The sequence below is a fragment of the Yoonia sp. R78084 genome (genome assembly GCF_044595625.1).
In the GTDB taxonomy this organism is placed as follows: domain Bacteria; phylum Pseudomonadota; class Alphaproteobacteria; order Rhodobacterales; family Rhodobacteraceae; genus Yoonia.
Map to the genome: position 1 here is coordinate 2032030 of NZ_CP138993.1, position 25842 is coordinate 2057871.

At 58.5% G+C, this 25842-nt stretch carries 28 protein-coding genes; 15 read left to right on the top strand and 13 right to left on the bottom strand.

The genetic code is table 11. The features are described from left to right. Position 1 precedes the first annotated feature (1 nt). Positions 2-766, bottom strand: coding sequence for an NAD kinase (locus SJY29_RS10305; protein ID WP_400082584.1), 765 nt, complete (start codon positions 764-766; stop codon positions 2-4). Positions 767-953: 187 nt separating this feature from the next. Here SJY29_RS10305 and glyA point away from each other — a divergent pair, with 187 nt between their 5' ends. Next, positions 954-2249 (top strand): serine hydroxymethyltransferase, encoded by a 1296-nt coding sequence (gene glyA, locus SJY29_RS10310; protein ID WP_400082586.1) that lies wholly within the window; start codon positions 954-956, stop codon positions 2247-2249. Between the two features lie 45 nt (positions 2250-2294). On the opposite strand, the gene SJY29_RS10315 is transcribed toward glyA, so the two are convergent. Further along, on the bottom strand, positions 2295-2663 hold the full coding sequence (locus SJY29_RS10315; protein ID WP_400082589.1) for a hypothetical protein: 369 nt from the start codon (positions 2661-2663) through the stop codon (positions 2295-2297). A gap of 79 nt (positions 2664-2742) precedes the next feature. Between SJY29_RS10315 and SJY29_RS10320 the strand changes: the two genes are divergently transcribed. The 4 genes from SJY29_RS10320 to SJY29_RS10335 all read left to right on the top strand — a co-directional run bounded on the left by SJY29_RS10320 (position 2743) and on the right by SJY29_RS10335 (position 5163). Next, complete coding sequence (locus tag SJY29_RS10320; protein ID WP_400082591.1) at positions 2743-3480, top strand: alpha/beta fold hydrolase; 738 nt, start codon at positions 2743-2745, stop codon at positions 3478-3480. 109 nt (positions 3481-3589) lie between these two features. Next, positions 3590-3703, top strand: coding sequence for an entericidin A/B family lipoprotein (locus tag SJY29_RS10325; RefSeq protein ID WP_055291933.1), 114 nt, complete (start codon positions 3590-3592; stop codon positions 3701-3703). Between the two features lie 88 nt (positions 3704-3791). Then, entirely contained in the window at positions 3792-4148 is a 357-nt protein-coding gene (locus tag SJY29_RS10330) for a hypothetical protein (RefSeq protein WP_400082594.1), read from the top strand. A 136-nt stretch (positions 4149-4284) separates the two neighbouring features. Beyond that, complete coding sequence (locus SJY29_RS10335; RefSeq protein WP_400082597.1) at positions 4285-5163, top strand: FRG domain-containing protein; 879 nt, start codon at positions 4285-4287, stop codon at positions 5161-5163. 238 nt (positions 5164-5401) lie between these two features. Here SJY29_RS10335 and lepA read toward each other — a convergent pair whose 3' ends face one another. Continuing rightward, positions 5402-7201, bottom strand: coding sequence for a translation elongation factor 4 (lepA, locus tag SJY29_RS10340; protein ID WP_400082599.1), 1800 nt, complete (start codon positions 7199-7201; stop codon positions 5402-5404). Between the two features lie 168 nt (positions 7202-7369). Here lepA and SJY29_RS10345 point away from each other — a divergent pair, with 168 nt between their 5' ends. Next, positions 7370-7633, top strand: coding sequence for a hypothetical protein (locus SJY29_RS10345; protein WP_400082602.1), 264 nt, complete (start codon positions 7370-7372; stop codon positions 7631-7633). Positions 7634-7664: 31 nt separating this feature from the next. On the opposite strand, the gene SJY29_RS10350 is transcribed toward SJY29_RS10345, so the two are convergent. Then, on the bottom strand, positions 7665-7958 hold the full coding sequence (locus SJY29_RS10350; protein WP_110279341.1) for a hypothetical protein: 294 nt from the start codon (positions 7956-7958) through the stop codon (positions 7665-7667). A gap of 576 nt (positions 7959-8534) precedes the next feature. Between SJY29_RS10350 and SJY29_RS10355 the strand changes: the two genes are divergently transcribed. After that, entirely contained in the window at positions 8535-8741 is a 207-nt protein-coding gene (locus SJY29_RS10355; protein WP_055687912.1) for a cold-shock protein, read from the top strand. A gap of 237 nt (positions 8742-8978) precedes the next feature. Then, on the top strand, positions 8979-9188 hold the full coding sequence (locus SJY29_RS10360; protein WP_055291916.1) for a cold-shock protein: 210 nt from the start codon (positions 8979-8981) through the stop codon (positions 9186-9188). An 85-nt stretch (positions 9189-9273) separates the two neighbouring features. On the opposite strand, the gene SJY29_RS10365 is transcribed toward SJY29_RS10360, so the two are convergent. Then, positions 9274-9978, bottom strand: coding sequence for an arylesterase (locus SJY29_RS10365; protein WP_400082606.1), 705 nt, complete (start codon positions 9976-9978; stop codon positions 9274-9276). On the opposite strand from SJY29_RS10365, the gene SJY29_RS10370 reads away from it, so the two are divergent. Genes SJY29_RS10370 through SJY29_RS10380 form a run of 3 tightly spaced genes read left to right on the top strand, consistent with a single transcriptional unit; the run spans position 9956 to position 13703 of the window. Then, the gene (locus tag SJY29_RS10370; protein WP_110279343.1) at positions 9956-10648 is read left to right on the top strand and encodes an ABC transporter ATP-binding protein; all 693 of its coding nucleotides are present in this window, start codon (positions 9956-9958) and stop codon (positions 10646-10648) included. The two genes, SJY29_RS10365 and SJY29_RS10370, sit on opposite strands and share 23 nt — an antisense overlap. Beyond that, a complete protein-coding gene (locus tag SJY29_RS10375) occupies positions 10645-13161 on the top strand; it encodes an ABC transporter permease (RefSeq protein WP_400082609.1) in 2517 nt (838 codons plus the stop codon). Before SJY29_RS10370 ends, SJY29_RS10375 begins: the two co-directional genes overlap by 4 nt. After that, positions 13158-13703: a gamma-glutamylcyclotransferase gene (locus SJY29_RS10380; protein WP_400082612.1), complete on the top strand. Its 546-nt coding sequence runs from the start codon at positions 13158-13160 to the stop codon at positions 13701-13703. Before SJY29_RS10375 ends, SJY29_RS10380 begins: the two co-directional genes overlap by 4 nt. Here SJY29_RS10380 and SJY29_RS10385 read toward each other — a convergent pair. Further along, positions 13683-15080: an MATE family efflux transporter gene (locus tag SJY29_RS10385; RefSeq protein ID WP_400082614.1), complete on the bottom strand. Its 1398-nt coding sequence runs from the start codon at positions 15078-15080 to the stop codon at positions 13683-13685. The genes SJY29_RS10380 and SJY29_RS10385 overlap by 21 nt on opposite strands. 225 nt (positions 15081-15305) lie before the next feature. Between SJY29_RS10385 and SJY29_RS10390 the strand changes: the two genes are divergently transcribed. After that, complete coding sequence (locus tag SJY29_RS10390) at positions 15306-16055, top strand: HpcH/HpaI aldolase/citrate lyase family protein (RefSeq protein ID WP_400082617.1); 750 nt, start codon at positions 15306-15308, stop codon at positions 16053-16055. A 186-nt stretch (positions 16056-16241) separates the two neighbouring features. Here SJY29_RS10390 and gltX read toward each other — a convergent pair whose 3' ends face one another. The 5 genes from gltX to SJY29_RS10415 form a co-directional block, all read right to left on the bottom strand. Then, positions 16242-17564: a glutamate--tRNA ligase gene (gene gltX, locus SJY29_RS10395; RefSeq protein WP_400082620.1), complete on the bottom strand. Its 1323-nt coding sequence runs from the start codon at positions 17562-17564 to the stop codon at positions 16242-16244. Positions 17565-17691: 127 nt separating this feature from the next. Beyond that, positions 17692-17865, bottom strand: a complete 174-nt coding sequence (locus tag SJY29_RS10400; RefSeq protein WP_400082622.1) for a DUF1801 domain-containing protein — start codon at positions 17863-17865, stop codon at positions 17692-17694. Then, positions 17823-18119 (bottom strand): hypothetical protein, encoded by a 297-nt coding sequence (locus SJY29_RS10405; protein ID WP_400088972.1) that lies wholly within the window; start codon positions 18117-18119, stop codon positions 17823-17825. The genes SJY29_RS10400 and SJY29_RS10405 overlap by 43 nt, the downstream gene beginning before the upstream one ends. A 16-nt stretch (positions 18120-18135) precedes the next feature. Further along, on the bottom strand, positions 18136-18666 hold the full coding sequence (locus tag SJY29_RS10410) for a hypothetical protein (protein WP_400082625.1): 531 nt from the start codon (positions 18664-18666) through the stop codon (positions 18136-18138). Continuing rightward, entirely contained in the window at positions 18656-20317 is a 1662-nt protein-coding gene (locus SJY29_RS10415; RefSeq protein WP_400082627.1) for an NAD+ synthase, read from the bottom strand. Before SJY29_RS10415 ends, SJY29_RS10410 begins: the two co-directional genes overlap by 11 nt. 140 nt (positions 20318-20457) lie before the next feature. Here SJY29_RS10415 and SJY29_RS10420 point away from each other — a divergent pair, with 140 nt between their 5' ends. Together SJY29_RS10420 and SJY29_RS10425 are read left to right on the top strand one after the other, a co-directional pair. Beyond that, positions 20458-21867, top strand: coding sequence for an MORN repeat-containing protein (locus tag SJY29_RS10420; protein ID WP_400082630.1), 1410 nt, complete (start codon positions 20458-20460; stop codon positions 21865-21867). 296 nt (positions 21868-22163) lie between these two features. Then, on the top strand, positions 22164-22589 hold the full coding sequence (locus tag SJY29_RS10425) for a cytochrome c (RefSeq protein WP_110279350.1): 426 nt from the start codon (positions 22164-22166) through the stop codon (positions 22587-22589). Between the two features lie 102 nt (positions 22590-22691). Here SJY29_RS10425 and SJY29_RS10430 read toward each other — a convergent pair whose 3' ends face one another. After that, positions 22692-24215: a cryptochrome/photolyase family protein gene (locus tag SJY29_RS10430; protein WP_400082633.1), complete on the bottom strand. Its 1524-nt coding sequence runs from the start codon at positions 24213-24215 to the stop codon at positions 22692-22694. Further along, positions 24212-24874, bottom strand: a complete 663-nt coding sequence (locus SJY29_RS10435) for an SDR family NAD(P)-dependent oxidoreductase (protein WP_400082636.1) — start codon at positions 24872-24874, stop codon at positions 24212-24214. The genes SJY29_RS10430 and SJY29_RS10435 overlap by 4 nt, the downstream gene beginning before the upstream one ends. 63 nt (positions 24875-24937) lie before the next feature. Here SJY29_RS10435 and SJY29_RS10440 point away from each other — a divergent pair, with 63 nt between their 5' ends. After that, the gene (locus SJY29_RS10440) at positions 24938-25699 is read left to right on the top strand and encodes a hypothetical protein (RefSeq protein ID WP_400082638.1); all 762 of its coding nucleotides are present in this window, start codon (positions 24938-24940) and stop codon (positions 25697-25699) included. Positions 25700-25842: the final 143 nt, after the last annotated feature.

The following is a 25842-nucleotide window of genomic DNA, read 5'->3' on the forward strand; positions in this document are numbered from 1 at the left end:
TTCAGGCAAACTGCTCCCTAATTAACCGTTCCTCCAGCCCATGCCCCGGATCAAACAGGATCCGGTGGCGGATGCTGGGCTCTGAATGAATTTCCACACTCACCACGTTGCGCACCGATTTCCCGTCGGCATCGGCCATCACGGGGCGTTTGCCCGGATCAATCACATCAAACCGCACGACGGCCCGTTTCGGCAACAGCGCCCCGCGCCAGCGGCGGGGGCGGAAGGCGGCCATTGCCGTCAGCGCCAGCACGTCCGACCCGATGGGCAGGATCGGCCCGTGGGCGGAGTAGTTGTAGGCCGTTGACCCCGCAGGCGTTGCCACCAGCGCGCCATCGCAAACAAGCTCATTCATGCGCAGCTTGCCATCCACAGTAATCCGCAGTTTCGCCGCCTGTGGGCCCGCGCGCAGCAGGCTGACCTCGTTGATTGCCAGCGCCTCATGCATCGCGCCATCAACGGTCAGCGCGGTCATGGTCAGCGGGTTGATAACCTCCTCCTCGGCCTCATCCAGCCGCGTCTGCAGATCGTCGGCGTGATATTCATTCATCAAGAACCCGACAGTGCCGCGGTTCATCCCGTAGACAGGCACATCCAGTCCCTGCGTGGCATGCAGGGTCTGGAGCATGAAACCATCCCCCCCGAGGGCAACGATCACATCAGCTTCATCCTGCGGCACGTCCCCATGCTTTGCGGCCAAAGCGCGCAAGGCGTTTTGTGCAATCGGCACGGGACTGGCGACAAAGGCGATCTTGGGGCGCGGCATGACATAAAAACCTTTCAGTTCCGATAAGTTGTGCGGTGATCGGACCCGAAACGCAAGCCGCCGATACGAAACCCTTAATGGCGCGCTCATAAACATCTTGGTCGTTTTGATGCTTTTGGCGCGGCACGACCTAGGGTAAGAGGGCGCAAGTCTGTTATTTTTTGGCACCTTTAGGGGGGATGCACCCATGAACGTCACTGTCCGCGACAACGGATTTTTCACCGAAACACTGGAAACGCGCGATCCGGCGCTGCACGCCGCGATGCAGGCAGAGCTGAAACGCCAGCGCAAAGAGATCGAACTGATCGCGTCGGAAAACATCGTCAGTGCCGCCGTGATGGAAGCGCAAGGCGGCGTGATGACCAACAAATACGCCGAAGGCTACCCCGGCCGGCGCTATTACGGCGGCTGCGAGCACGTGGATGTGGCCGAGAACCTCGCCATTGAGCGCGCTTGCGAACTCTTCGGCTGCAGTTTTGCCAATGTGCAACCCAATTCCGGGTCTCAGGCTAACCAGGGTGTGTTTCAGGCGCTGATCAAACCGGGCGACACCATCCTTGGCATGTCGCTTGATGCGGGTGGCCACCTGACACATGGTGCAAAACCGAACCAGTCAGGCAAAATTTATAACGCCATCCAATACGGTGTGCGTCAGCAGGACAGCCTGCTGGATTATGATCAGGTGCAGGAACTGGCAACCGAACATCAGCCCAAGCTGATCATCGCCGGCGGCTCGGCCATTCCGCGCATCATCGACTTTGCAAAAATGCGCGAAATCGCGGATAGCGTCGGGGCCTACCTTCTGGTGGATATGGCGCATTTCGCAGGTCTTGTGGCAGCGGGGCTTTACCCCTCGCCCTTCCCCCATGCGCATGTGGCGACCACGACAACCCACAAAACCCTGCGCGGCCCTCGCGGCGGTATGATCCTGACCAATGACGAGGCACTGGCGAAGAAGTTCAACTCGGCCATCTTCCCGGGCATTCAGGGCGGCCCTCTGATGCATGTGATCGCAGGCAAGGCTGTCGCCTTTGGCGAGGCACTGCGCCCTGAATTCAAGACCTATCAGGAACAGGTTGTCAAAAACGCCCAAGCGCTGGCCGACCAGCTGATGAAAGGTGGCCTTGATATTGTCACCGGCGGCACCGACACGCACCTGATGCTGGTTGATTTGCGCCCCAAAGGCGTCAAAGGCAACGCGACCGAGAAGGCGTTGGAGCGCGCCCATATCACCTGCAATAAAAACGGCATCCCCTTTGATCCGGAAAGCCCGATGGTCACATCCGGTATCCGTCTGGGGTCACCCGCCGGTACGACACGCGGCTTTGGCGAGCCTGAATTCCGCCAGATCGCAGACTGGATCGTGGAAGTGACCGAAGGTCTGGCCGCCAATGGTGAGGACGGCAACGGTGACGTCGAAACCAAAGTTCGCGCCGAAGTCGAAGCGCTCTGTGACCGCTTCCCGATTTATCCGAACCTGTAAAAGATCAAGCAGCCCGGCGGCAACGCCGGGCAGCACGCCCGCTGCCTAGATAAAGCCGCGCAGCCACATCACGCCGAGCAGCAGAACCCCCGTCACCAGCAATGCAAACATGACCGATGCCAGCATATTCAGTGCGGCATTGCGTCTTTGCGCGCCAATATCGACCGTCTCCAGATGGGCCAGTATATTGCGATGGGCCTTTTTTGCCTTGGCCATATCGATCATGCGCGCAAGTTTGGGGTTGTCACTCAACGCCACAGCCTGCGCCAAATAGGTGGCATCATTGCGGACGTGGCGGGGCAATTGACGCCCTGCCCTGCGGAGCTGCTTTTCCAACGTACGCCCGCGGACGCGCAGCTTGTCCTGCAACGCGGCACGCACCTCATCCACCAATTGACGCATCGTTTCTGCCATGGGGCAACCGTTAGTGCGTGTCGGAAATTTGCTCAATCCCTCTGGCACACGATGGCACAGACAGGTAGCAAGTAGATGCATGTTGAACACGGTGACATATGACGGGCCTGCGGGCACACCTTTGCTGATCGCGCATGGGCTGTTCGGGTCCGCGCGGAACTGGGGGGTGATTGCCAAGCGGTTGTCGGCCACGCGGCCCGTGATCACCGTTGATATGCGCAATCATGCGGGCAGCGCATGGTATGACAGTCACAGCTATCCTGATATGGCGGCCGATCTGGCCGAGGTTATCACGCAACCCACTGATGTCATTGGACATTCTATGGGGGGCAAGGCGGCGATGGTGCTGGCGCTGACGCAGCCTGCGCTTGTGAACCGGCTGATCGTGGCCGATATCGCGCCTGTGACCTATACCCATAGCCAGATGGGGCCGATTGCGGCGATGCGGCGCGTTGATCTGGCAGGTATCGAAAGCCGCGGGGACGCCAAGGCGCAGCTGACAGGGCTGGAACCGGGTGTCGCGGATTTTCTGCTCCAAAGCCTTGATATGAAAGAGAAACGCTGGCGGCTTAATCTGGATGTGCTGGCCGCCGAGATGGACAAGATCATCGGATTTCCGGAAATCTCAGGGCAATTCGACGGGCCGACGCTTTTCCTGTCGGGGGCCAATTCGCCCTATGTCCAGCGCGAGGCACGGCCGCAGATCAAGGCGCTTTTCCCGAATGCGGTCTTTGCCAAAATTCCCGGCGCGGGGCACTGGCTGCATGCGGAAAAACCGCGCGAGTTCGCAGCGGCGGTTAGCGCATTTCTGGCGTAAACATCCTGTACACAGAGCGTACACACCCTGTACATACGCGATGCACTCTCTTGCCACGGCGGGGGGCGGTGCTAGGATTGCCAAAACATCACTCTCGAAGGAGCCTTCCATGACCCGTATCGCCCTGATCATCGCCATCCTTGGTCTTGCTGCTTGTGAAACCGTGCAAGGGGTTGGGCGTGATATCACCAACGCGGGCGCGGCCATCGACCGCTCGCTCTAAGGGCGGGGCAAGGGCAGCCCGCCTGCCCACTTGACAGATTTTCTGCACCGCAGCGATACTTCCGGTATTTTTCATCAGGAGTATTGCCATGCCGACCCCGTTTGACATCTGGTCCCCGATTTTCCGCGCGCCCTTTTCCGGTGACGTGACCCAAGAGATCACGCCGCGCTTTCTGTCCCCCGACATCAAAGGCAGCCCCGCGATCGAGGAAAAGGTCGTGCGCGAGGTCGCGAGCTACGGCAAACAACTCGGCAAAGTGCTGGAGGCCCTGCAGGCGCTCTCGGCCGCGACAGACACGCCCCTGCCCGAGATCGACGCGTTGGTGGCGGAAGTCGAGACGGTGAAAGCCGACGCGAAAGAGGCGCTGCGGGCCGAGGCCGAAGCGGCGCTCGCGCGGTTGAAGGCGGTGGATGAGGATGGGTGGCGGGAGGTGCGGGGTGGGTGAAACCCACGCGTGAGGGGTTGTTTGTCGGGCGCGTGGGTTTCACCAACCTACGGTTTCTTAGAAAACAGCGTGCCGTTCTGCAAAATAAATGTACAACTTGAGGCGTAGTCGAGCGTACAGAATACTGGATTGGCTGATGAGAAAGAAATATGTCGAAATTCAAAGCGTCAGCCAATTCATAGATCTTATTATGAATGATAAGACAGACGGTGCACTGATGTGTTACCGGGGACAGTCTTATTATCGCTGGAAACCAATACCCGGAGTATACCGAGATGACTACGTCAGTCATGCGGAAGAGGCATCTGTTAGAGAGCTACTTACCGACTCACCAACAAACTTTGAAAACGATCAAACCATGTTCGAAAAATTGGTGCGAGCTCAGCATTATCAACTACCAACCCGCCTTCTCGACGTATCCTTAAACCCTTTGGTAGCACTTTATTTTGCCTGCTCAGACTCGCAAGAGAAGGATGGCAAAGTCTTCGGCTTTTCAGTAATCAAGCTAGATAGAATACTTCAATTTGATAGCGATCGAATGAGCCTCATATCAAACCTTGCTAGACTTGACTTCGAAGAGCGTGAGCGGATAGGTCGCTACCTCCAATCGCCTGAAAGAGATAAAAGAGGTGGCATACAAACGAAGAAATTTAAGAAATGGTTCAACGCACAGCCCGAAGTAAAACGTCTGGTTCAATTTGTTCGAGTAGAGAAGCCTTACTTCCTGAACGACGTCCGTCCCTCCGATCTAACCAGATATTTCTTTGTTTGGCCAAAGAGGAGCCACCCAAGACTCATCGCACAGTCAGGAGCATTCTTGGCAGCGGGTTTGTTGCGTTTTAAAGCGTTAGAAAAATCTACATCTATTGATGTAACGCAATATTCAATTCCAAAAGACAACAAGCAAAACCTCATCGCGGAACTTGATATACTCAATATTAACGGTCGAACACTTTTCCCTGAAATTGACAATGTATCAAAGTATATAAGGAGAAAGCACCAGTTCAACATGTAGCGTTTAAGCAAAATGCAGTGTCAACGTTGTACTATGCTAAACATCGGTGGCTGAACAAAACTAGTAAGGGACTCCGCACAAGGCCCAACCAAACCGAATAAGCCTTTTTTGCTAGCTTCCGTGGCATTACCCGCTCACGCATCCACCTACAAAACCGTCCCATGCCCAACCAGCAACCGATTGCGGCCGCATTTCATTGCGCAATCCCCTCCCCGCACGCGCTCCAAAAATAGCCAGCTTAGCTGTCCATCTTCAGCGCCGAAATAAACGCTTCCTGCGGGATATCGACTTTCCCGAACTGCCGCATCTTTTTCTTACCGGCCTTCTGCTTGTCCAGCAGTTTGCGTTTGCGCGTCGCGTCGCCGCCATAGCATTTGGCGGTCACGTCCTTGCGCAGTGCAGAGAGCGTTTCGCGGGCGATGACTTTACCGCCGATGGCCGCCTGGATCGGGATTTTGAACATGTGGCGGGGGATCAGGTCTTTGAGCTTTTCCACCATCGCGCGGCCCCGCATCTCGGCACGGTCGCGGTGCACCATCATGGAGAGCGCATCGACAGGTTCGTCGTTCACCAGCACCGACATTTTCACCAGATTGTCCTGCTGGTAGCCTGTCATCTGGTAATCGAATGACGCATAGCCCTTGGTCACGGATTTCAGGCGGTCGTAGAAATCAAACACCACCTCGTTCAGTGGCAGATCGTACACCACCATCGCGCGGGAGCCTGCATAGGTCAGGTCCAACTGCACGCCGCGGCGGTCCTGGCAGAGTTTCAGCACATCGCCCAGATAGTCATCGGGCACAAGGATCGTCGCCTTGATGCGCGGTTCCTCGATATGGTCCACATGGGTCAGGTCGGGCATGTCGGCGGGGTTGTGCAGTTCGATCATCTCGCCGTCGCGCATATAGACGTGGTAGACCACGGAAGGCGCGGTCGTGATCAGCTCGATGTCATATTCGCGCTCGATCCGGTCGCGGATCACTTCGAGGTGCAGCAGCCCGAGGAAGCCGCAGCGGAAGCCGAAGCCGAGGGCGGCGGATGTTTCCATCTCGTGGCTGAAAGAGGCGTCGTTCAGGGCGAGCTTGTCTATGGCGTCGCGCAGGTCCTCGAATTCGGAGCTGTCCACGGGGAAGAGCCCGCAGAAGACCACCGGTTGCGCGGGTTTAAAGCCGGGGAGTGCTTTTTCGACGCCCTTTTTCTCGGATGTGATGGTGTCGCCGACGCGGGTGTCGCGCACCTGTTTGATCGAGCCTGTGATAAAGCCGATCTCACCGGGCCCGAGTTCAGCCACGTCCTGCATCTGGGGCCGGAAGACGCCGATCTTGTCGATGCCGTGGACAGCCCCGTTGGACATGAATTTCACGCGGTCGTTTTTCTTCATCACCCCGTCGATGATGCGCACCAGCACGATGACGCCGAGGTAGCTGTCGTACCAGCTATCGACCAGCATCGCCTTGAGCGGCGCATCGCGGTCGCCTGTGGGGGCGGGCAGCAGGTTGACGATGGCTTCGAGTGTCTCGTGGATGCCGATGCCGGTTTTCGCGCTGACGCGGATCGCGCCAGAGGCATCGATGCCGATCACGTCTTCGATCTGTTCGGCAACACGGTCACATTCTGACGCGGGCAGGTCGATCTTGTTCAGGACCGGCACGATTTCGTGGTCGGCGTCGATGGCCTGATACACGTTGGCCAGCGTCTGCGCCTCGACCCCTTGGGTGCTGTCGACCACCAGAAGCGAGCCTTCGACCGCGCGCATCGAGCGCGAAACCTCATAGGCGAAGTCCACGTGACCGGGGGTGTCGATCAGGTTGAGAACGTATTTCTTGCCGTTGTCGGCGACATAGTCGATCCGCACCGTGTTGGCCTTGATCGTGATACCGCGCTCGCGCTCGATATCCATGCTATCAAGAAGCTGCGCCTTCATATCCCGTTCCGCCACCGTATTGGTGGATTGGATCAGGCGGTCTGCGAGGGTCGATTTCCCGTGGTCGATATGGGCAACGATCGAGAAATTACGGATGTGCGAAAGGTCTGTCATAACTGGGATATGGTGGGGTTTTTGCGCCTCGTCAATGCGGATAGTGACGCAGGATGACGGTGCCGCTTGGGCCACGCGGACAACACCTGACAGATGGCTGATCTTTTTTGCATGAGGATACGAGATTTGGGCTAGAACACAACATGAACATTCTTGTAGTTTTGCGGAATGCCATATGAACCAGTCACGCTTGGATTGAAGTTCGCCGTCAGGGTCCATCACCTGACCGGACGTGATTTACTGGTGGTATCCTGCCCAGCCTGCCACAAGGCCTATCGGGTGGCACCCCATGTCATCTATGCGCGCTTTCACGAACATCTCCCGCTTGAGACCGTCGCCAAGGACTTTGTCTGCAAGCGCTGTGGCAACAAGCGCGGGCTATCGTGGTACATTGAACGGGCCACCGGGCCAGAGTTTCCCCGATCTGCGTAACGACGGGGAAACACGATGTCGCCGGACCGGTTTAGGCTGTCAGGCGTTTGTCGAGTGCATCGCTCTGTGAACGCGCGTCCTGCTTGTCCACGATGGAATAGAGCATGTCGATTTGCTCGGATGACGTGAGGTTTTCATAGGCACGCACCATGGTGATCAGTGGTGCAATCCGGCTCCGGACCGTTTCACCCAATGCGCCGACAACGATTGCTTCGATCAATTCGTCAGAGCATTCCAATTCGTAAAGGTTATGCACAAGACCTGCGTAATTGCTTTTGCTTGTCAGGCAGCTTTCCAACGCCTGGTTAATCTCTTTCACGGTCATAACGTCATCCTTTGATCAAACAGATCCAACTGGTCCTACGAGAGACGCCAAGGTCTCTTTCGTTATATGTGTCACCTTATTGGCGGCCAAAGCAAGTTGACGACGCCAAAAGACCCAAAAAAGCCTTAATACTGTCGCCGATCTGTGGACTATAATGTCGTTCGGGCATGATTGCCAACATTCCAACGCAAAAGGGCGGAACTATACGGTAATTTCATGACAAGAGGCCTGTGCGCCTGAAGGCCCTGATCTGGTGAATCGCAAACAGTATAGGCGGCGCCGGAATGGCCGGGACCATGTCGTCATAACTGCCATCCGCCCGTCACGGCGCCAGATCAATCCATCCGGACCGCGCTAGCCAGGCAAGGATGACAAGACGCCGGTCATTTTTCGCTTATCGGCGTTTTTCTTGAGAATTCACTTGCTTTTTGCGGTGCTACCCCTCACACGCGGGGTGCAGACGTTATGCAACTCGACCACTGTTTTCCCTTTCGGCTACAGTCTCTCGATTTTGACACTGACTAAGCCGAGCTGTCGCAATATCGCGGACAGCACTGATACTAAAGGAAAAACACGATGGCTACTGGCACCGTGAAATGGTTCAACACAACTAAAGGCTTCGGCTTTATCGCACCTGATGGCGGATCCAAGGACGTTTTCGTTCACATCTCCGCTGTTGAGCGTTCTGGCCTGACAGGCCTGCAGGATGATCAAAAAGTTACTTTTGACATCGAAGCTGGCCGTGATGGTCGCGAATCCGCTGTGAACCTCGCACTCGCGTAAGCGAATTTTGAAAAGACGGCTGTAGCGCGCGCCCTAGCGCGCGCTCGCCACCCATTGTACGCCGAGAGCGCACAATCATCCAAGTTTCCTTGATTTTATACGGATAATGTGGCATCATTGGTGTGCAACGTTGACCTATCGACCACTGTTTCCACTTACGGCCCAGTCTCTCGATCACGTTTGACCGAGCCGGTCCGCTGCAGTCCCGCGAGCGGAGAATATAAAGGAAACAAGGACATGGCTTCAGGCACTGTCAAATGGTTCAACACTACCAAAGGTTATGGCTTTATCGCACCCGACGGCGGCAGCAAGGATGTTTTCGTCCATATTTCAGCTGTCGAGCGGTCGGGTCTGACAGGTCTCAAGGATGACCAGAAGGTCAACTTTGACATCGAAGCAGGCCGCGACGGGCGCGAAAGCGCTGTGAACCTGACCCTCGCCGACTAAAGTGGGCTGATTAATCTGTATGTTCGATGGGCGCCTGCATTTGGCGCCCATTTTTTGCATGTGACGGGGTTCTGCCCCCGACCGGCTATGGCACGGCATTCACAAGCGCGAGCACAGACGGCCCGATGGCGGCCGTGATCAGGGAAACACCTTCACGGTTGGGGTGAATTCCGTCGGCTTGCAAATATGCGCGCGCGGCATCTTGCGTGCCCGCCTCTGCGCGCAATGCGCCCAGAAAGTCGGGGTAAAGGGGAACGTCGTATTTTGCGGCAAGATCGGCATACATGTTTTCGAAATCCTGCTTGTAGTCCTGCCCATAGTTGCCCCCGACCGTCAGCCCCACCAAAAGCATTGCCACGCCCGCCTCTTGCCCTGCCGCAAGAATACCGTCGAGGTTCGCGCGGCTGATCGCCGGATCAAGACCGCGCAGATAGTCATTGCCGCCCAAGGCCACGATCATCGCGTCAACCTCGGGGGTGAGTGTCCAGCCGACACGGCTGAGCCCGCCTGCTGTGGTGTCGCCCGACACACCTGCGTTGATTACGTTCACATCCGCGCCCTGATCTGCCAGCCAAGTTTGGAGTTGCGGCACAAAGCCATCAGCCTGCGGCAGCCCATAGCCCTGTGTCAGGCTGTCGCCCAGAGCCGCGACTGTGACGGTCTCGGCCTGTGCCAACGTTGTGGTCAGCAAAACCGCCGCGAGAAGGTTGCTGCAGCGCAAAACGGCCCCATATGCAAAGGCATTGATACGACAAAAGGCACCCGCGATGACCGATCCCGTTCTCTCCATTTCCCATGCGCACCTGTCGCTGGACGGCAACGCAGGCCGCGTCGACATTCTGCATGACATCTCGCTTGAGGTGGCCAGCGGCGAGACGCTGGGGCTGGTAGGGCCAAGTGGATCGGGCAAGTCATCGCTCCTTATGTTGATGGGCGGGCTGGAACAGGCGACATCGGGCACAATCACGGCACTGGGCCAGGATCTGACGGCGATGAACGAAGACCAGCTTGCCCTCTTTCGTAGAGACCATATGGGGGTCGTGTTCCAGTCTTTCCACCTGATCCCGACAATGACGGCGCTTGAAAATGTCGCAACCCCGCTGGAACTGGCCGGCGCGAAGGACGCATTTGCGCGGGCGGCCGCCGAATTGGAGGCTGTGGGGCTTGGCAATCGCATGGATCATTACCCCAACCAGATGTCGGGCGGTGAGCAGCAGCGGGTGGCTCTGGCGCGCGCCTCGGCCCCGCGTCCCAAGATTTTGCTGGCGGATGAGCCGACGGGCAATCTGGATGAAACGAACGGCGCTGCCATTATCAATCTGCTGTTTGATCTGCGGGACCGCCACGGGGCGACCTTGATTTTGGTGACACACGCCAATGAACTGGCCGCGCGTTGTGACCGTGTGATCCGTCTGCGTGACGGGCGCATCGACAGCCCTGTTGCGAAGGCTGCGGAATGAGCCTTGCGATTGCATCACGGTTTGCCGCGCGCGAATTGCGCGGTGGCTTGCGCGGTTTTCGTGTGTTTCTGGCATGTCTGGCGCTGGGTGTCGCGGCAATCGCGGCTGTTGGCACCGTGCGTGCAGGCATTGAGGCGGGGTTGGCGCGGGATGGTGCGGCGCTCTTGGGCGGCGATGCGGAGGTTGAATTTACCTATCGGTTCGCGCGCGCAGAGGAACTGGCCTGGCTGAACAGCATTGCAACACGTGTGTCGGAAACGGTTGATTTCCGCTCGATGGCCGTGGTGGAACGCGGTGGCGCGGCAGAGCGCGGGCTCACGCAAATTCGCGCGGTCGATGATCGCTATCCTTTGATTGGTCAGGTGACGCTTGATCCGCCGATCCCGCTGGCAGAAGCGCTGGCCGATCATGGCGGGGTCATGGAGCGGGTGCTGGCTGATCGGCTGGCCCTTGCGCCCGGTGATCGTTTCAGGTTGGGCGAACAGGATTTTACCCTGCGGGCCATTCTGGATCGCTATCCGGATAATGCCGCGGGTGGTTTCGGTCTTGGGCCACGCACGATTGTGAAGACTGCGGATCTGGCAAACTCGGGTCTGATCGTCGAGGGGACGTTGTTTTCCACGCAATACCGGCTGGATTTGCCCGAGGGCGCAGACCTGCAAGCACTGGAAGACAGCGCCGAGGCCCAGTTTCGTGACAGCGGATTGCGCTGGCGCGATAGCCGCCGTGGTGCGGGCGGTGTCGCGCAATTCGTGGACCGGATCGGCGCGTTTCTGATCCTTGTGGGGCTGTCAGGTCTGGCTGTGGGTGGCGTGGGTGTGTCGGCCGCGGTGCGGGCCTATCTGGCAGGCAAGACACAAGTCATTGCCACGCTGAAAACGCTTGGGGCGACCCGGAGGGTGATCTTTCAGACCTATTTCATACAGATCGGCGTGTTGACCCTTACAGGCGTGGTGCTGGGGCTCGTGATTGGCGCGGGGCTGCCTGTGCTGCTTGGCCCTGTGATTGAGGCACAATTGCCTATTCCTGCGGTCTTTACCGTATATCCTGCACCGCTTTTCGAAGCAGCGGTCTATGGCCTGCTGGCGGCACTGATCTTTACCCTTTGGCCACTGGCCAAGACCGAGGACATTCGCGCTGCAACCCTGTTTCGTGATGCCTTTGCAGCCAGTGCCACCCTGCCCGCACCGCGCTATCTGGTGGCGATTGCCGTGTTGCTGGCCGGATTGATCGGGGCCGCGATCCTGTTTTCCGGCACCGTGTTCCTGACGCTCTGGACCGCAGGCGGAATTGCGGGGGCGCTGGCCATTCTGGTGCTTGCCGCTGTCTCCATTCGCTGGATTGCACGGCGGTTTCGCAAACCGACACGCGGCCGCCCTGCCCTGCGTCTGGCCTTTGGCGCGATTGGCGCGCGCGGGGGTGAGGCAACATCGGTCGTGCTATCACTGGGGCTGGGCCTGACTGTGCTGGCGGCGGTCGGCCAGATTGACGGGAACCTGCGCACATCGTTTTCGGATGATTTGCCTGCTGTGGCACCCAGTTATTTCTTTGTGGATATCCAGCCTGACCAGATCGAAGGTTTTGGTGCGCGGCTTGATGCCGATGACGCAGTCAGCCGCTATGACACCGCACCCATGCTGCGCGGGATTATCACGCAGATCAATGGCCGCCCCGCAGAAGAGGTGGCCGGTGGTCACTGGGTCGTGCGCGGGGACCGCGGGATCACCTATGCCGATGCACAGCCTAGTGGCACCGAGATCACCGCAGGGGAATGGTGGCCTGAAGGGTATGACGGGCCGCCCCAGATCAGCTTTGCTGCCGAAGAAGCGGCAGAGATCGGCCTGCAACTGGGCGACATGATGACTGTGAACATTCTGGGCCGTGACATCACCGGCGAAGTGACGAGTTTTCGCAATGTCAGTTGGGAAGATGCAGGGATCGGCTTTGTGCTCGCGATGAACCAGCGCGCTCTGGCGGGGGCGCCGCATAGCTGGATTTCAACCGTTTATGCCACGCCAGAGGCCGAGGCCGCGATCCTGCGCGATCTGGCGACGGCCTATCCCAACATTACTGCGATCCGTATTCGTGATGCCATTGATCAGGTGATCGAACTGGTGGGCGGTATCTCGGCCGCGACGCGCTATGGCGCGTTGATCACGCTTGTTACAGGGTTTCTGGTGCTGATCGGGGCTGCGGCGGCCGGTGAGCGGGCGCGGACCTTTGAAGCGGCGGTGCTGAAAACGCTCGGTGCCTCGCGCGGGCGGATCATGCTGAGCTTTGCCTTGCGTGCGGCGATCCTCGGGTTTGCCGCAGGAAGTGTGGCACTTGGCGCAGGTATCCTAGGCGGCTGGGCTGTTTCGACCTTTATCATGGACACAAGCTATACCGTGATCTGGTCCAATGCCCTGCTGATCATCGGCGGCGGCGTTCTGGCATCGCTGCTGGCGGGGCTGGCCTTTGCGTGGGGCCCACTTGCCGCAAAACCGGCGCAGGTGCTGCGGGCGCGCGAATGAGCGATCCGGCTTTTTTCGGGTACGGCAGCCTCGTCAACCTTGCCACCCACAGCTACGATGATCCGCGTCCGGCAGTTCTGCACGGTTGGCGGCGCGTCTGGCAGCGGACAAACCTGCGCAAGGCAGCCTTTTTGTCGGTCGTCCCCTGCCCTGATACCGCGCTGCACGGGGTGATTGCGTGCGTGCCAGGAGCCGATTGGCTGGCCCTTGACCAACGCGAGGCCGCATATCAGCGCCATGATGTGACCAGCGCCATCCAGCATCACGGCGACATAGCGCAAACAGCCGTCTATCAGGTCAAGCCCGCGCATCTGTCAGACGCTGCGGATCATCCCATCTTGCGCAGCTATCTGGACGTTGTTGTGCAGGGCTATCTGCGCGTCCATGGCGTGGCGGGCGTTGCGCATTTCTTTGAGGCAACCGATGGCTGGACCATGCCGGTTCTTGATGACCGTGCGGCCCCGCTCTATCCCCGCCATCAGCTTCTGACCGCCCGTGAGACAGCGCTTGTCGATGCGCATCTAGCGGCGGTGATGAAGTAGGCTAAAGAGACGTGCCTGTCTTGCAAAGGGTTCGCCCTTTTCGGGGTTCTCCCCCTGATCTGCAATCACCTTTCGCGCCAGCCAAAAAGCGATGATCGCAAAGACAGCGCCACCGAGATATTGCCCGATCAGTACGCCCGGCGCACCGAACCATGCGGCACCCACCATCACGAAGGGGATCGTCCCGAGGGTATGGCGGCCCCAGTTGACGATTGTCGAATAGAAAGGGTGTCCAAGGTTATTGAAGGCGGCATTGGCCACAAAGATGACGCCGTTGAAAAAGAACATCAGCGACAGCGGGCCCGCAAAGAGGAACACGATGGTCAGAGCTACACCGTTGTCGAGACTGAACAGCATCTGGATCGCGGGGCGGGCAAGGAAAAACAACCCCGAGACCACCACCACCACGATGGCGGTAAAAAGCAGCCCGTCGCGGAACGCACCACGCACGCGGTCATGCAGTCCGGCGCCTGCATTTTGTCCGATAATGGGCCCGATGGCCCCTGAAAGCGCGAAGATCACCGCAAAGCCCACGGGCGACATACGCGCGACGATGGCCATACCTGCCACGGCCTCTTCACCGAATTGCGCCATTGCCCGGGTGACATAGGCCTGCCCGATCGGGGTGGCCAGTTGCGTCAGGATCGCGGGAAAGGCGATGGCAAGGATCGGGGCAAGGTCGATTTTCAGGCTGGCTGGGGTGGGCCTGTCAAAGCCGCCGTAGTGACGGATCAGGGGCAGCAGCGCCGTCACGGCGATGGCCACCCGCGCACAAACGCTGGCCATGGCGGCCCCTGTCAGTTCGAGATCAAGACCGAAGATCAGGATCGGATCAAGGACTGCGTTGACCAAACCGCCCCAGATTGTCGCCATCATGGCACGGCGCGCATCGCCATGCGCACGCAGGATTGCACCACCGATCATACCGATCATCAGGAATGGCAGCGAGGGCACGATGATCTGCAGATAGTGGACGGCAAGGTCAAGTGTTTCGCCCGAGGCACCGAGCAGGGCCGCGAATGTGGCGAGGTTCATCCAGACAAGGGCCGCGAAGACAGCACCGAAAATGACACCATAGATCAGCGCGTTGGTGGCGCGGCGGCGGGCCTCTTCGCGTGCGCCAGCGCCCAGCGCGCGGGCAACGAGGGCCCCTGCCGCAATCGCCATACCGATGCCGAAGGAGGTGGTGAAAAACAGGATAGCACCGGCATAGCCGACCGCCGCCGCGAGCTCGGCCTTGCCCAGCATGGAGATGAAGATCATGTCGACAAAATCGACCAGAAACACCGCCATGAGGCCGACCGAGGCGGTCAGGGACATCACAGAGATGTGGCCGAAAAGGCTGCCTTGGGTAAATTTTGCCTGGGTGTCGGCCATGCGGGGGTGCCTTGCATCATGCGTCACCGTCACCATGACGCGCAGGACGGGGGGATGACAAGGCGGGTTATACGCAAATAGCAGAAGCAGCGCGGCGCAGTGCACGTCAGCTTTGAACGCTGGCGCAACAAGACGCTTGATAAGTTCTGTTTCAACCGCGAACGTGGCCACCAACGACATTCATGACAGCACCGTTCAATTGAGGCCCCCATGCAATCCCAGCCTATGACATTCAAAGAAAAGTTGTCCGATCCCAGCAAACGACTGACGGCGCATGTCTGCACCATACCCTCTGCAACCGTGACCCAAGCGATGGCAGCCGCTGGCAGCGACGCGGTCATAATTGATCTGGAACATGGGGCGATTGATTACGCGTCGGCCCATGCAATGATCGCAGCAACTGCCGGCACGTCATGTGCTCCGCTTGTCCGGGTCACAGTAAACGATGCGGCACAGGTAAAACGTGTGCTGGATCTTGGTGCTGAAGGTATTGTGTTTCCGTTGATCCGTAGTGCCGAAGATGCTGCCCGTGCTGTCACCTCGCTGCGTTACCCGCCAAATGGCACGCGAGGTTTCGGGCCATTCCTCGCACATTCCCGTTGGGGGACGTCACTCATGGACTACCGCGGAACCGTCGATGGTCGTCTGGTTTGCTGTTTACTGGTCGAGACACGGGATGCGATTGAAAACATTGAGGCGATATGTGCGGTGCCGGGGATTGATGCGATTATTCCGGCGCAATTCGACCTATCGACAGATTTGGGCATTTCGGGCCAGTTCGACCACCCAGATTTTCTTGCGGCCATTGCAAAGGTAGAAAAAGCCGCAAACGCGGCAGGTATCCCGCTAGGCAACGTTGGCCTTGCAAAGTCACAGGCTGATGCGCTTTTCGCGAAGGGTTATCGCATCATCGCCGGCTTTGACATTCTGTGGCTCAAGGCGATGGCTGCGGAAACACAATCATGGACACAATAGTCGTACCTTGCCGGATACCCCACTCTGGACCACGTAGGATTGGTAAAGCATCGATGTAGACAGTCAAGAATGGCTCACTGACACACTGCCTTGCCAAATGCGGTGCAGTAGGTGCCGAAAAAGGTGGCTTTGTCCCGCAGAAAGGGGCACGCCTGAGCAGGCATCGTGCTACCCTTTCCTTGTCCCTCAATCCAGCTTGGGCGCCTTTTGCAAAAGCGGCATGAGTTCGGCCATTTCAGGACCGCGGGCGCGGCCGGTGACGGCTTTGCGCAGGGGCATGAAAAGGGTCTTGCCCTTGCGGCCTGTGGCCTCTTTCACAGCAGTGGTCCACGTGCCCCATGTGTCTGCAGTGTAGGGCATGGGGGGCAACATGGCGAAAGCCTGCGCCACGAAATCGCGGTCTTCGTCGTCAACCAGCGGCGCGGCACCATCGCGCATGAGCGCCCACCAATCGGCAACCTCGTCGAGGCTGTTGATGTTGTCGCGTACAAGCTGCCAGAAAGGCTCGGCCAGAGCGGCGGGCACGCCAGCCGATGTCAGGACATCGGCCACATCACCGGCCTTGAGCGTGGCCAGATGGCGGGCGGTGAGCGGGATCAGATCGGCTGCGTCGAATTTGGTAGGGGCCGAGCCGAATTTCGACAGATCGAAATGGGCGACAACCTCGTCGATATTCGTGCGCAGTTCCACAGGCTCGGACGAGCCGAGACGCGCCATCAGCGACAGGATCGCCTGTGGCGCGATGCCTTGTTTGCGCAGATCGCGCAATGCCAAGGTGCCGAGTTGTTTGGAGAGCGCCTCGCCTTGCGGGCCGGTCAGGAGCGAATGGTGCGCAAATGTCGGCACGGTGCCGCCCAGTGCTTCGATCATCTGGATTTGGGTGGCCGTGTTTGTCACGTGGTCAGAGCCGCGCACGATATCGGTGATGTCCATTTCGGTATCATCGACCACCGAGGCCAGCGTGTAGAGGATCTGGCCGTCGTTCTTGAAAAGCACAGGATCGCTGACCGAGGCCGCGTCGATCGAGATGTCGCCGATGATGCCGTCGGTCCATTCGATGCGTTTGTGATCGAGTTTGAAGCGCCAATGCGAACCGCGTTCAGCGCGCAGTGCGTTTTTTTCATCCTCCGAGAGCGCCAGAGCCGCGCGGTCATAGACCGGGGGTTTGCCCATGTTGAGCTGCTTCTTGCGCTTGAGGTCGAGCTCGGTCGGCGTCTCGAAGCATTCATAGAGCCGCCCCATGTCGATCAGTTTCTGCTTGGCTGCCAGATAGTTTTCCATGCGCGCGGATTGATGTTCCACGCGGTCCCAGGTGAAACCGAGCCATGTCAGGTCTTCTTTCAGGCCCTCCACATATTCGGGCTTGGAGCGTTCGCCATCGGTGTCGTCAATGCGCAGGATGAAGGTGCCCCCGTTCTGGCGGGCAATCGCATAGTTGAAAAGTGCGGCGCGCAGGTTGCCGATATGGATCCAACCGGTGGGTGATGGGGCGAATCTGGTGGTGGTCATGGGTGCATCTCCTGTTGAAGGGGCTTTGACCATGAGATGCGCGCGATGTCCAGTTGAGGGGTAGCTGGAGGGGCGCTGCCCCTCGGCTGCGCCTCACCCCGAAGTTTGATTGGACATGGAAAGCAGGTTAGCCGGGACTGACCGGCCATCTGGTGTTGAGGTCTTTTAGGCCCGCGCTGATCAGTTCGGCGAGCACGTCTATGTCGATGTCCGAGAGCGTGTTGATCGTCAGGCAAGATTTGCCGGCTTTGTGTTTGCCTAGCCTTGCAAGGATGCTGCCGAAATCCGCATAGCCGGGCATGATGTAGACGGAGAGGCTGGATTTCGCGGGCTGAACCCCGTTGCCAGAAATGAGCCGCCACGCCCGCTGTCGTACCGATAGTCGTAGCGGCCATAGCCGATGATGCTGTCTCCCCATATTGTGGGGTGCCAGCCTGTAATTTGCCGGAACAACCTGTCGAGCGTTTGCGCATCGGCCGCTCGTGTGGGGTGTGTGATGGCTGCCAAAAAGGCGCGCACATCCTGATCGGTGGCTTGTGTCTTGTTCGCTGGCATACCGCACTTTAGCAGATTAGGGCCTTTGCTCAAAGGCGGCGCCCGTGACGACCTCCCAGAGGCCTGTGCGCGCGCCGAGCACATCAGAACGGGTTTCGCGCAGAAAGCGCCCCAGCATTTCAAGGCGCATACCTATCAGGTTGATAATGTCAGGCGCCTCATGGGTCAGATTTATCACGTTGAAAGTGATTTCGCGTGTTTGTGTTTTGAAGATGAGGAGATTGTGTTTTGCCAAGACGGGTCTGGCGTGGCGGATACTTTGAAGTGCGTCAAGGGGGATGGTGGCAGGTAGCGAATGGATCGTGATTCGATCATCGCTAACTGTGAGACGCAGCATAGGTTTGCGCCTTGGGAAGGCGGCCCAAAGTCCGGCTAAAACCAATGCTGGACCGGTCAGAGCAAACAGGACGGCCAGCATGTTTTGCGCCCAGGACCACGCGAAGAAGCGCACAGTGATCAATGTCAGCGGCAGCCCGATAAAGATCAGAAGGCCGCCACCCACGCGACGGATACGGAAACTCTCGGTGATATGCGTGTCAGCTGTCATCACGCCAACGGTTCACGATCGGATAGCGCCGGTCAAGCCAGAAGGCGCGCGCCGACAACCGTGGACCGGGGGCCGACTGGAAGCGCTTGTATTCGCTGATGTAGATCAGGTGTTCGACCCGTTTGACAGTTTCGCGCGCGTAACCGGCCGCCACGCAATCGGCGACCGAGGCCTCTTGATCCACCAGCATTGCCAATATCCCGTCCAGCACATCATAGGGCGGCAGGCTGTCTTCGTCTTTCTGGTCAGGGCGCAGCTCCGCCGAAGGGGGTTTGTCGATGATGGCTTCGGGGATCACCGTGCCGGCAGGGCCACACATCCAGTCGCGGTGATTGGCATTGCGCCAGCGGCAGGCGGCAAAGACGCGCGTTTTATACATGTCCTTGATCGGGTTATAGCCGCCCGCCATGTCGCCGTAGATCGTGGCGTAGCCAACGGCGACCTCGGATTTGTTGCCGGTGGTCAGCAGCATTTCTCCGAATTTGTTGGATTGTGCCATCAGCAGAAGGCCCCTGATACGGGACTGGATGTTTTCCTCGGTCAGGTCGGGCGCAAGCCCCGCGAAGAGTGGCGCGAGCGCCTCGGTTACCGCAGCGCGCGGGCCTGCGATGCTGATTGTGTCGTAGGTGCAACCCAAAGCCTTGGCGGCAGCGGCGGCATCATCGAGCGAGCCTTGGGAAGTGTATTCGGAGGGGAGCATCACGCAGCGCACATTGCCCGCGCCCAGCGCATCGACGGCAATGGAAGCGACGATGGCGCTGTCGATCCCGCCCGACAGGCCCAGCAGGACCTTTTTGAAACCGGTCTTGCGCATGTAGTCGCGCAAGGCTTCGACCATCACGCGGTAGTCCTGCTCAAGCGTATCCGGCAGCAATGCTTTCTCGCCCTCTTTGGCCACCCACCCGTCATCGGTGCGTTCGAAATCGACATGTGTGATGGTGGCATCCATCACAGGCAGTTGCACCGCCAATTTGCCGCCACGATTGAGCACGAAGGAGCCGCCGTCAAACATCTGGTCGTCCTGTCCGCCGACCATGTTGAGGTAGACGAGCGGCACATCGTTTTCGATCACGCGGTTCAGCATGGTCTGCATGCGGATGTTAAATTTATCGCGGAAATAGGGCGAGCCATTGGGCACCACCAAAATCTCGGCGCCACTTTCGACCATGGCTTCACAGACATCGGGGTACCAAGCATCTTCGCAAATGGGGTGGCCGATGCGCGGGCCGTCAGGCAGCGCAAAGGGGCCTGCGATATCGGCGCTTTTGAACAGGCGGACTTCGTCAAAGACGTTGAAGTTGGGCAGGAAGTGTTTGCGGGCACGGGCAACAATCTTGCCACCGCGCAGCGTGAAATAGGCATTGTAAAGCCGGCCGTCTTCCAGCGCAGGGCCACCGATCGACAGGGCGGGGCCGTCGGCACAGTCTTTGGCAAGCTGCGTCAGATGCGCCATCGCATCAGCGACAAAGGCCGGTTTCATGATCAGATCCTGGGTCTGGTAGCCGACCAGAAACATCTCGGGCAGCACGACAAGATCGGCATCAGCGGCTTTGCCCGCCGACCACGCCGCACGCGCCTGATCGGCGTTGCCCGCGATGTCGCCCAAGGTCGGGTTGAGCTGCGCCATTGTAAGGCGAAATAATTTTGTCATAGTTTTGTCCAAAAGCCTTGGCATGCATGTAGCAGAAAGAAGCGCGGGGGAAAGCCGTTAGACGACTTCGGCCCAAGGCCGTTGTCAGGCGGCAACTCCTCTCATAAGCTGCAGATACACGGAAGTGAACGGAGAGACGGATGACGATGTTTGTACTACCAAAGACTGCGACTATTGCGATATTGGCCGCAACCATCGCTTCCAGCGGGTTCGCCCAGGATGTCCAGACAAAACAATATGATGACGGCGGTGTCTATGAAGGAACCTTCGTCGATGGCAAGCAGGATGGCACCGGCACCTACCGGCTTCCGAACGGGTATGAATACACCGGCCAGTGGGTTGCAGGTGAAATCCGCGGCCAAGGCAGAGCCATATTCCCCAACGGGTCTGTTTACGAGGGGGCTTTTGTCGCAGGCAAGCCCGAAGGCCAGGGTCGAATCATATTTGCTGACGGCGGCACATTTGAAGGCGAATGGGTCGATGGCAACATTACCGGGCAAGGCATTGCCGAATATGCCAACGGTGTTGTCTACGAAGGTGAATTCCGCAACGCGATGCATAACGGCATCGGCACCATGACCAGCCCCGGCGGCTATATCTATGAAGGCGCGTGGGTGAATGGCGAGAAGGAAGGTGAGGGCAAGATCACCTATCCGGATGGTGCCGTCTATGAAGGTACGCTCAGAGCCGGCGAACGCGATGGCACCGGCACCATGACCATGGCGGACGGCCTGGTCTACACCGGCGAATGGGTCGATGGGCGCATTCAGGGTGCTGGCACACTCACGCAGCCTAACGGTGATGTCTATGTGGCAAATTTCGTCGATGGCAAACGTGAAGGCGAAGGCGTGGCCACCTATGCCAACGGCGACGTCTATGAAGGGACCTTTGTGAACGATCTGCGGCATGGAACAGGCACTTTCCGTGGTACAGATGGGTATGTTTATGTGGGTGAGTGGGTTGAAGGCCGCATTGAAGGCCAAGGCGAAGTGACCTATCCGGACGGCTCTGTTTACGTCGGCACCTTTGTGAACAGCCTTGCCGATGGCACCGGCAAAATCACCTATACAGACGGGTCGACCTATGAAGGTGAATGGGACGCCGGCGTGATCAACGGCGTTGGTGTTGCGACGCTTGGCAACGGTCTGGTCTATGAGGGCGAGTTCCTGAATGCCCGCAACCATGGCCAAGGCAAAATGACCTATGCTGACGGCTATGTCTATGAAGGCCAGTGGTCCGAGGGCCAGCGCAACGGTCTGGGCCGGGCGGTTTACGCCGATGGCGCGGTCTATGTGGGCGAGTTCCTGAACGGACAGCGTAACGGTCAGGGTGAAATCACCCTGCCCGATGGCTTTACCTATGTCGGCCAATGGCAGGACGGTGTGATCAACGGCACAGGTGTTGCGACCTATGCCAATGGCGACGTCTATGAGGGTGGCTTCGTCCGTGGCCGCCGCGAAGGCGAAGGCACGATGCGCTATGCCACAGGGCAGGAAAGCGTTGGCATCTGGTCAGACGGCGCTTTGGTGTCAGAGACGACCGGCAACTAAAGATACCGGATAAAGATAGCGAAGGGTCAGGGGTTTCTCTGGCCCTTTTGCTTTTGTTCAGGTCGCATTGGAAATGCCAAGAGCTGCCAGTCTATGCGCAGATAACCCAGCTCAGGGCCCTGCCGAAGACAGCCGTTCGTGCAGCATGCAGACCATCTCTATGACCGGACCACGGGCAAAGCTGCAAACGTCTGAGTGCGGCGCCTACGCATTGATAAAAATCAACACGCGATCATCAAGAACTAGCTAGCCTGAAATTTCATTGGAAAACTCATCTACTGGAATTGGAGAAGGCAATGATCGACCATACAAAACGTTTTCTTTCGGCGATGGCAGTCATCCTTGCCATTCCTGGTGCGTCAGCCGCGCAAGAAATAGGAGAGGCGTCGTTTATGGCGAACTGCGCAGCTTGCCATGGTGCGGATGGAACCGGCAATGGCCCAATTCTCGACTTCTTGAAGACCGCGCCCTCTGACCTGACGGGACTTTCAGAGCGAAATGGCGGGCAGTTTCCTTTCAAACGCGTTTATGAAGTCATCGCTGACGCTGATCAGAACCGTGGTCATGGAACCAGCGAAATGCCAATCTGGGGAAACAGATTTAACGCTGATATCATTGCCCAAGAAGGGGAATTTGGGACTGGTCGTAGCGGAATGCCTACAGCACAAGCCCGTGTGCTTGAGTTGGTCTTCTACCTTGCGACAATCCAGGATCAACAGTGAACGCGCTTGCCACAGTGTAATTGGCTGAATGCGCTAAAAATCGCTCGGCGCAAAGCTTTCTGAAAGACCTGCACCCGTTGCCGCGTTTGATTGTCACTGCCTCTAGACCTTTTCACCCGCTTCCAGCTTCTTGAGGAACCCTTCGGCTTCGGACAGGACTGTTTCGCGGCGCGCGTCATCCATGCGGTCCCAGACGCGGTACATGTTGCCCATGCGCGGGTTACCCTCGAAACGGTCGCGGTGGCGGTCAAGGAAGTGCCAGTAAAGCAGGTTGAACGGGCAGGCTTTGTCCCCTGTTTTGTCCTGCACGCGGTAGGCGCAGGCACCACAGTGGTCGGACATTTTGTGGATGTAATTGCCTGACGAAATATAGGGTTTGGAGGCGATGATCCCGTCATCGGCAAACTGGCTCATCCCGATGACATTCGGTGCCTCGACCCATTCGTAGGCGTCGGCATAGACCGCAAGATACCATTCATGGACCTGCGCGGGGTCAATGCCGGCAAGCAGCGCGAAATTACCCGTCACCATAAGACGCTGGATGTGGTGGGCATAGGCCTCGGCCTTGGTTTGTCCGATCGCCTTGGACATGCAGTTCATCTTGGTCTCCGCACCCCAGTACATCGCGGGCAGCGCACGGTCATGGCCCAGGGCATTGCGGGCGGTGTAGTCGGGGCCTTCGCGGAAATAGATGCCGCGCACATATTCGCGCCAGCCGATGATTTGCCGGATAAACCCTTCGACCGCGTTCAGCGGCGCGTCACCGTCGCGGTAGGCCTGTGCGACTTTCTGGCAGACCTCCAGAGGATCAAGCAGGCCCGCATTGATATAAAGCCCGATCACCGCGTGATAGAGAAAACGGTTGTCATCAAGCATGGCATCCTGAAAGTCACCGAAATTGGGCAAACCGCCCTTGATCCAATGGGCCAGATGCTGGCGCGCCTGTCCGGTGTCGGTGGCGAACCAGAAAGGTTCCAGATCGCCGAAGTTGTCACCGAAACGGTCCGCGACCAGCGCCAGCACCTCTTTGGTCGTGTCGTCCGGCGTAAACTGCATCGGCCCGCCATAGGTGACCTGATCGGGGGCCGGTTTGCGGTTGTCGTGGTCATAGTTCCACTTGCCGCCCTCAGGCTGATCGCCGTCTATCAGGAGGCCGGTTTTGCGGCGCATCTCGCGGTAGAAATACTCCATCCGCAACTGTTTACGCCCCTCGGCCCAATCATCGAATTCCTGATGGGACGCGATAAAGCGGGTGTCCGGCAGGCAGTGGGTTTTCAGCGGCATGTCCCCCAAGGCCGCGATCAGCCGCCATTCACCCGGTTCGGTGTAGACGACACCGGCAGCGTCATGTTCGGACGCGCGGCGGATCAGCTCGCCAGTGATGGAGCCGCTGTTATGGGGATCATCAAGCGGGGTGTAGGCGACAGTCCAGCCATCATCGCGCAGGGTTTGCGCGAATTTGCGCATGGCAGCAAAAGTAAAGGCGATTTTCTTGGGGTGATGGGGCACATAGGACGCCTCGTCCGCGACCTCGGCCATGACCACGACGTCTTGGGCCTTATCGCCTTTTTGCAGCACCGACAGGTTGGGCGAGAGTTGGTCTCCCAGAACGAGAAGCAGCCTCACCAGACAATCTCCTGACCGGCGTAATCATAAAAGCCGCCTGTGTTGTCAGGGGTCAGGTTCGCGATGACGTTCAACAGGTTTTTCGCGGCGTCCTGTGGTTCCACGGTTTTGTGGCGGCCTGCATAATCCGCAGTAAATGATGTCGCGACCGTGCCGGGGTGGAGGGCTACGCAGATGGATTGCTTGTGCGACCTGCCCAGTTCGATTGCGGCGCCATGCACGATCTGGTTCAGCGCCGCCTTGGACGCGCGGTAGGAATACCAGCCGCCGATCTTGTTATCCCCGATCGAGCCGACCCGTGCCGAAAGCGTGGCGATCACCCCGCGGTCGTCTTTGGACAAAAGGCGCGCGGCGTGGCGCAGGATCAGCGCCGGACCGATGGCGTTGACGGTAAAGACCGCTGCCATGTCCTCGGACTTGATCGCAGAGAGGGATTTCTCCGGTGTGCCCCAAAGCGGGGCAAGGATCCCAAGCGCGATGAAGATCAGATCGAACGGGCCTTCTTGCGCCGCCATGCAGCGTTCTACCGAGGCCGGGTTGCCAACATCGAAGCCATCAACCGACCGTGACAGGCCGGTGACGTCCCAGCCATCGCCCTGTAGTTGGGCTGTGACCGCCGCCCCGATGCCGCCTGTTGCCCCGATCACCAATGCACGCATGTTCTTCTCCTTTGACTTGCCGCGATTTAGCGCCACCTTTGGAAGGGACAAGGAGGAAGACCCATGCGTCAGGTAATTCCACTGCTGGCCTTGCTGGCCAACCCTGCGGCGGCGCTGGAGCTGACGTTCCAGACGAGCTACGACCTCGCGCGGCCCTCCAGCCTTGATTACGACCCCACGTTCTGCGGCCTGTGGATTGCGAATGAAAGCCGCGAGGTGCTGCTGGTGACCTTGCAGGGCGATGAATTGCGCCGCTTTCAAAGTGATCTGAACCGTATCAAGGCCGTGACTGTTGAGGACAACCACCTGCTGGTCGCGGACGGTTTCGGGAATTTCCAGCGGATCAGCAAGGATGGTGTCGCACTTGAGGCCCCTTTCGCATCAAGTCAGGGCTGGGCCGATACCGAAGGTATGGTGATTGATGACGATGGCATGATCGTGACAGTCGAGGATGATCCCGAACGCATGACATGGCTGTCGCCCACAGGCCAAGTGGAGCGACAAATCAACACGATGTCCTTGAACCCGCCCCTGTCCGAGGCGCAAGGCATCGCACGGGACACGCGCACAGGGCATTTGCTGATCGTGGATGACATGGAAGGCACCAATAGCCTTTATGAATTCAACGCCGATGGTGAACTGTTGGGCACCACGTCTCTGCTGCCGTATGGGCGGGACCCGGAAGGAATATCGATCCGCCCCGGATCAAACCAGGTCTTTATCGCCTTTGACAGCGGCGCCAGCATTGCGGCCTTTGATTACCAGCCCACCCTGCCCGACGGTGCCCCGCCACTGCCACCGGAATCCGATTGCCTGATGTTTTAGGGCGTAATTTCCGCGCCCGGGATGGCATTTCGGGGTTTTCATCACGGAAATCGTGTCTATAGTCGCGCGCATGATGAACCGTGCACATATCACTTCTGCTGCCTCCAAAGGGCTGCTTTCGCGCGACATCCTACTCCTTAGCT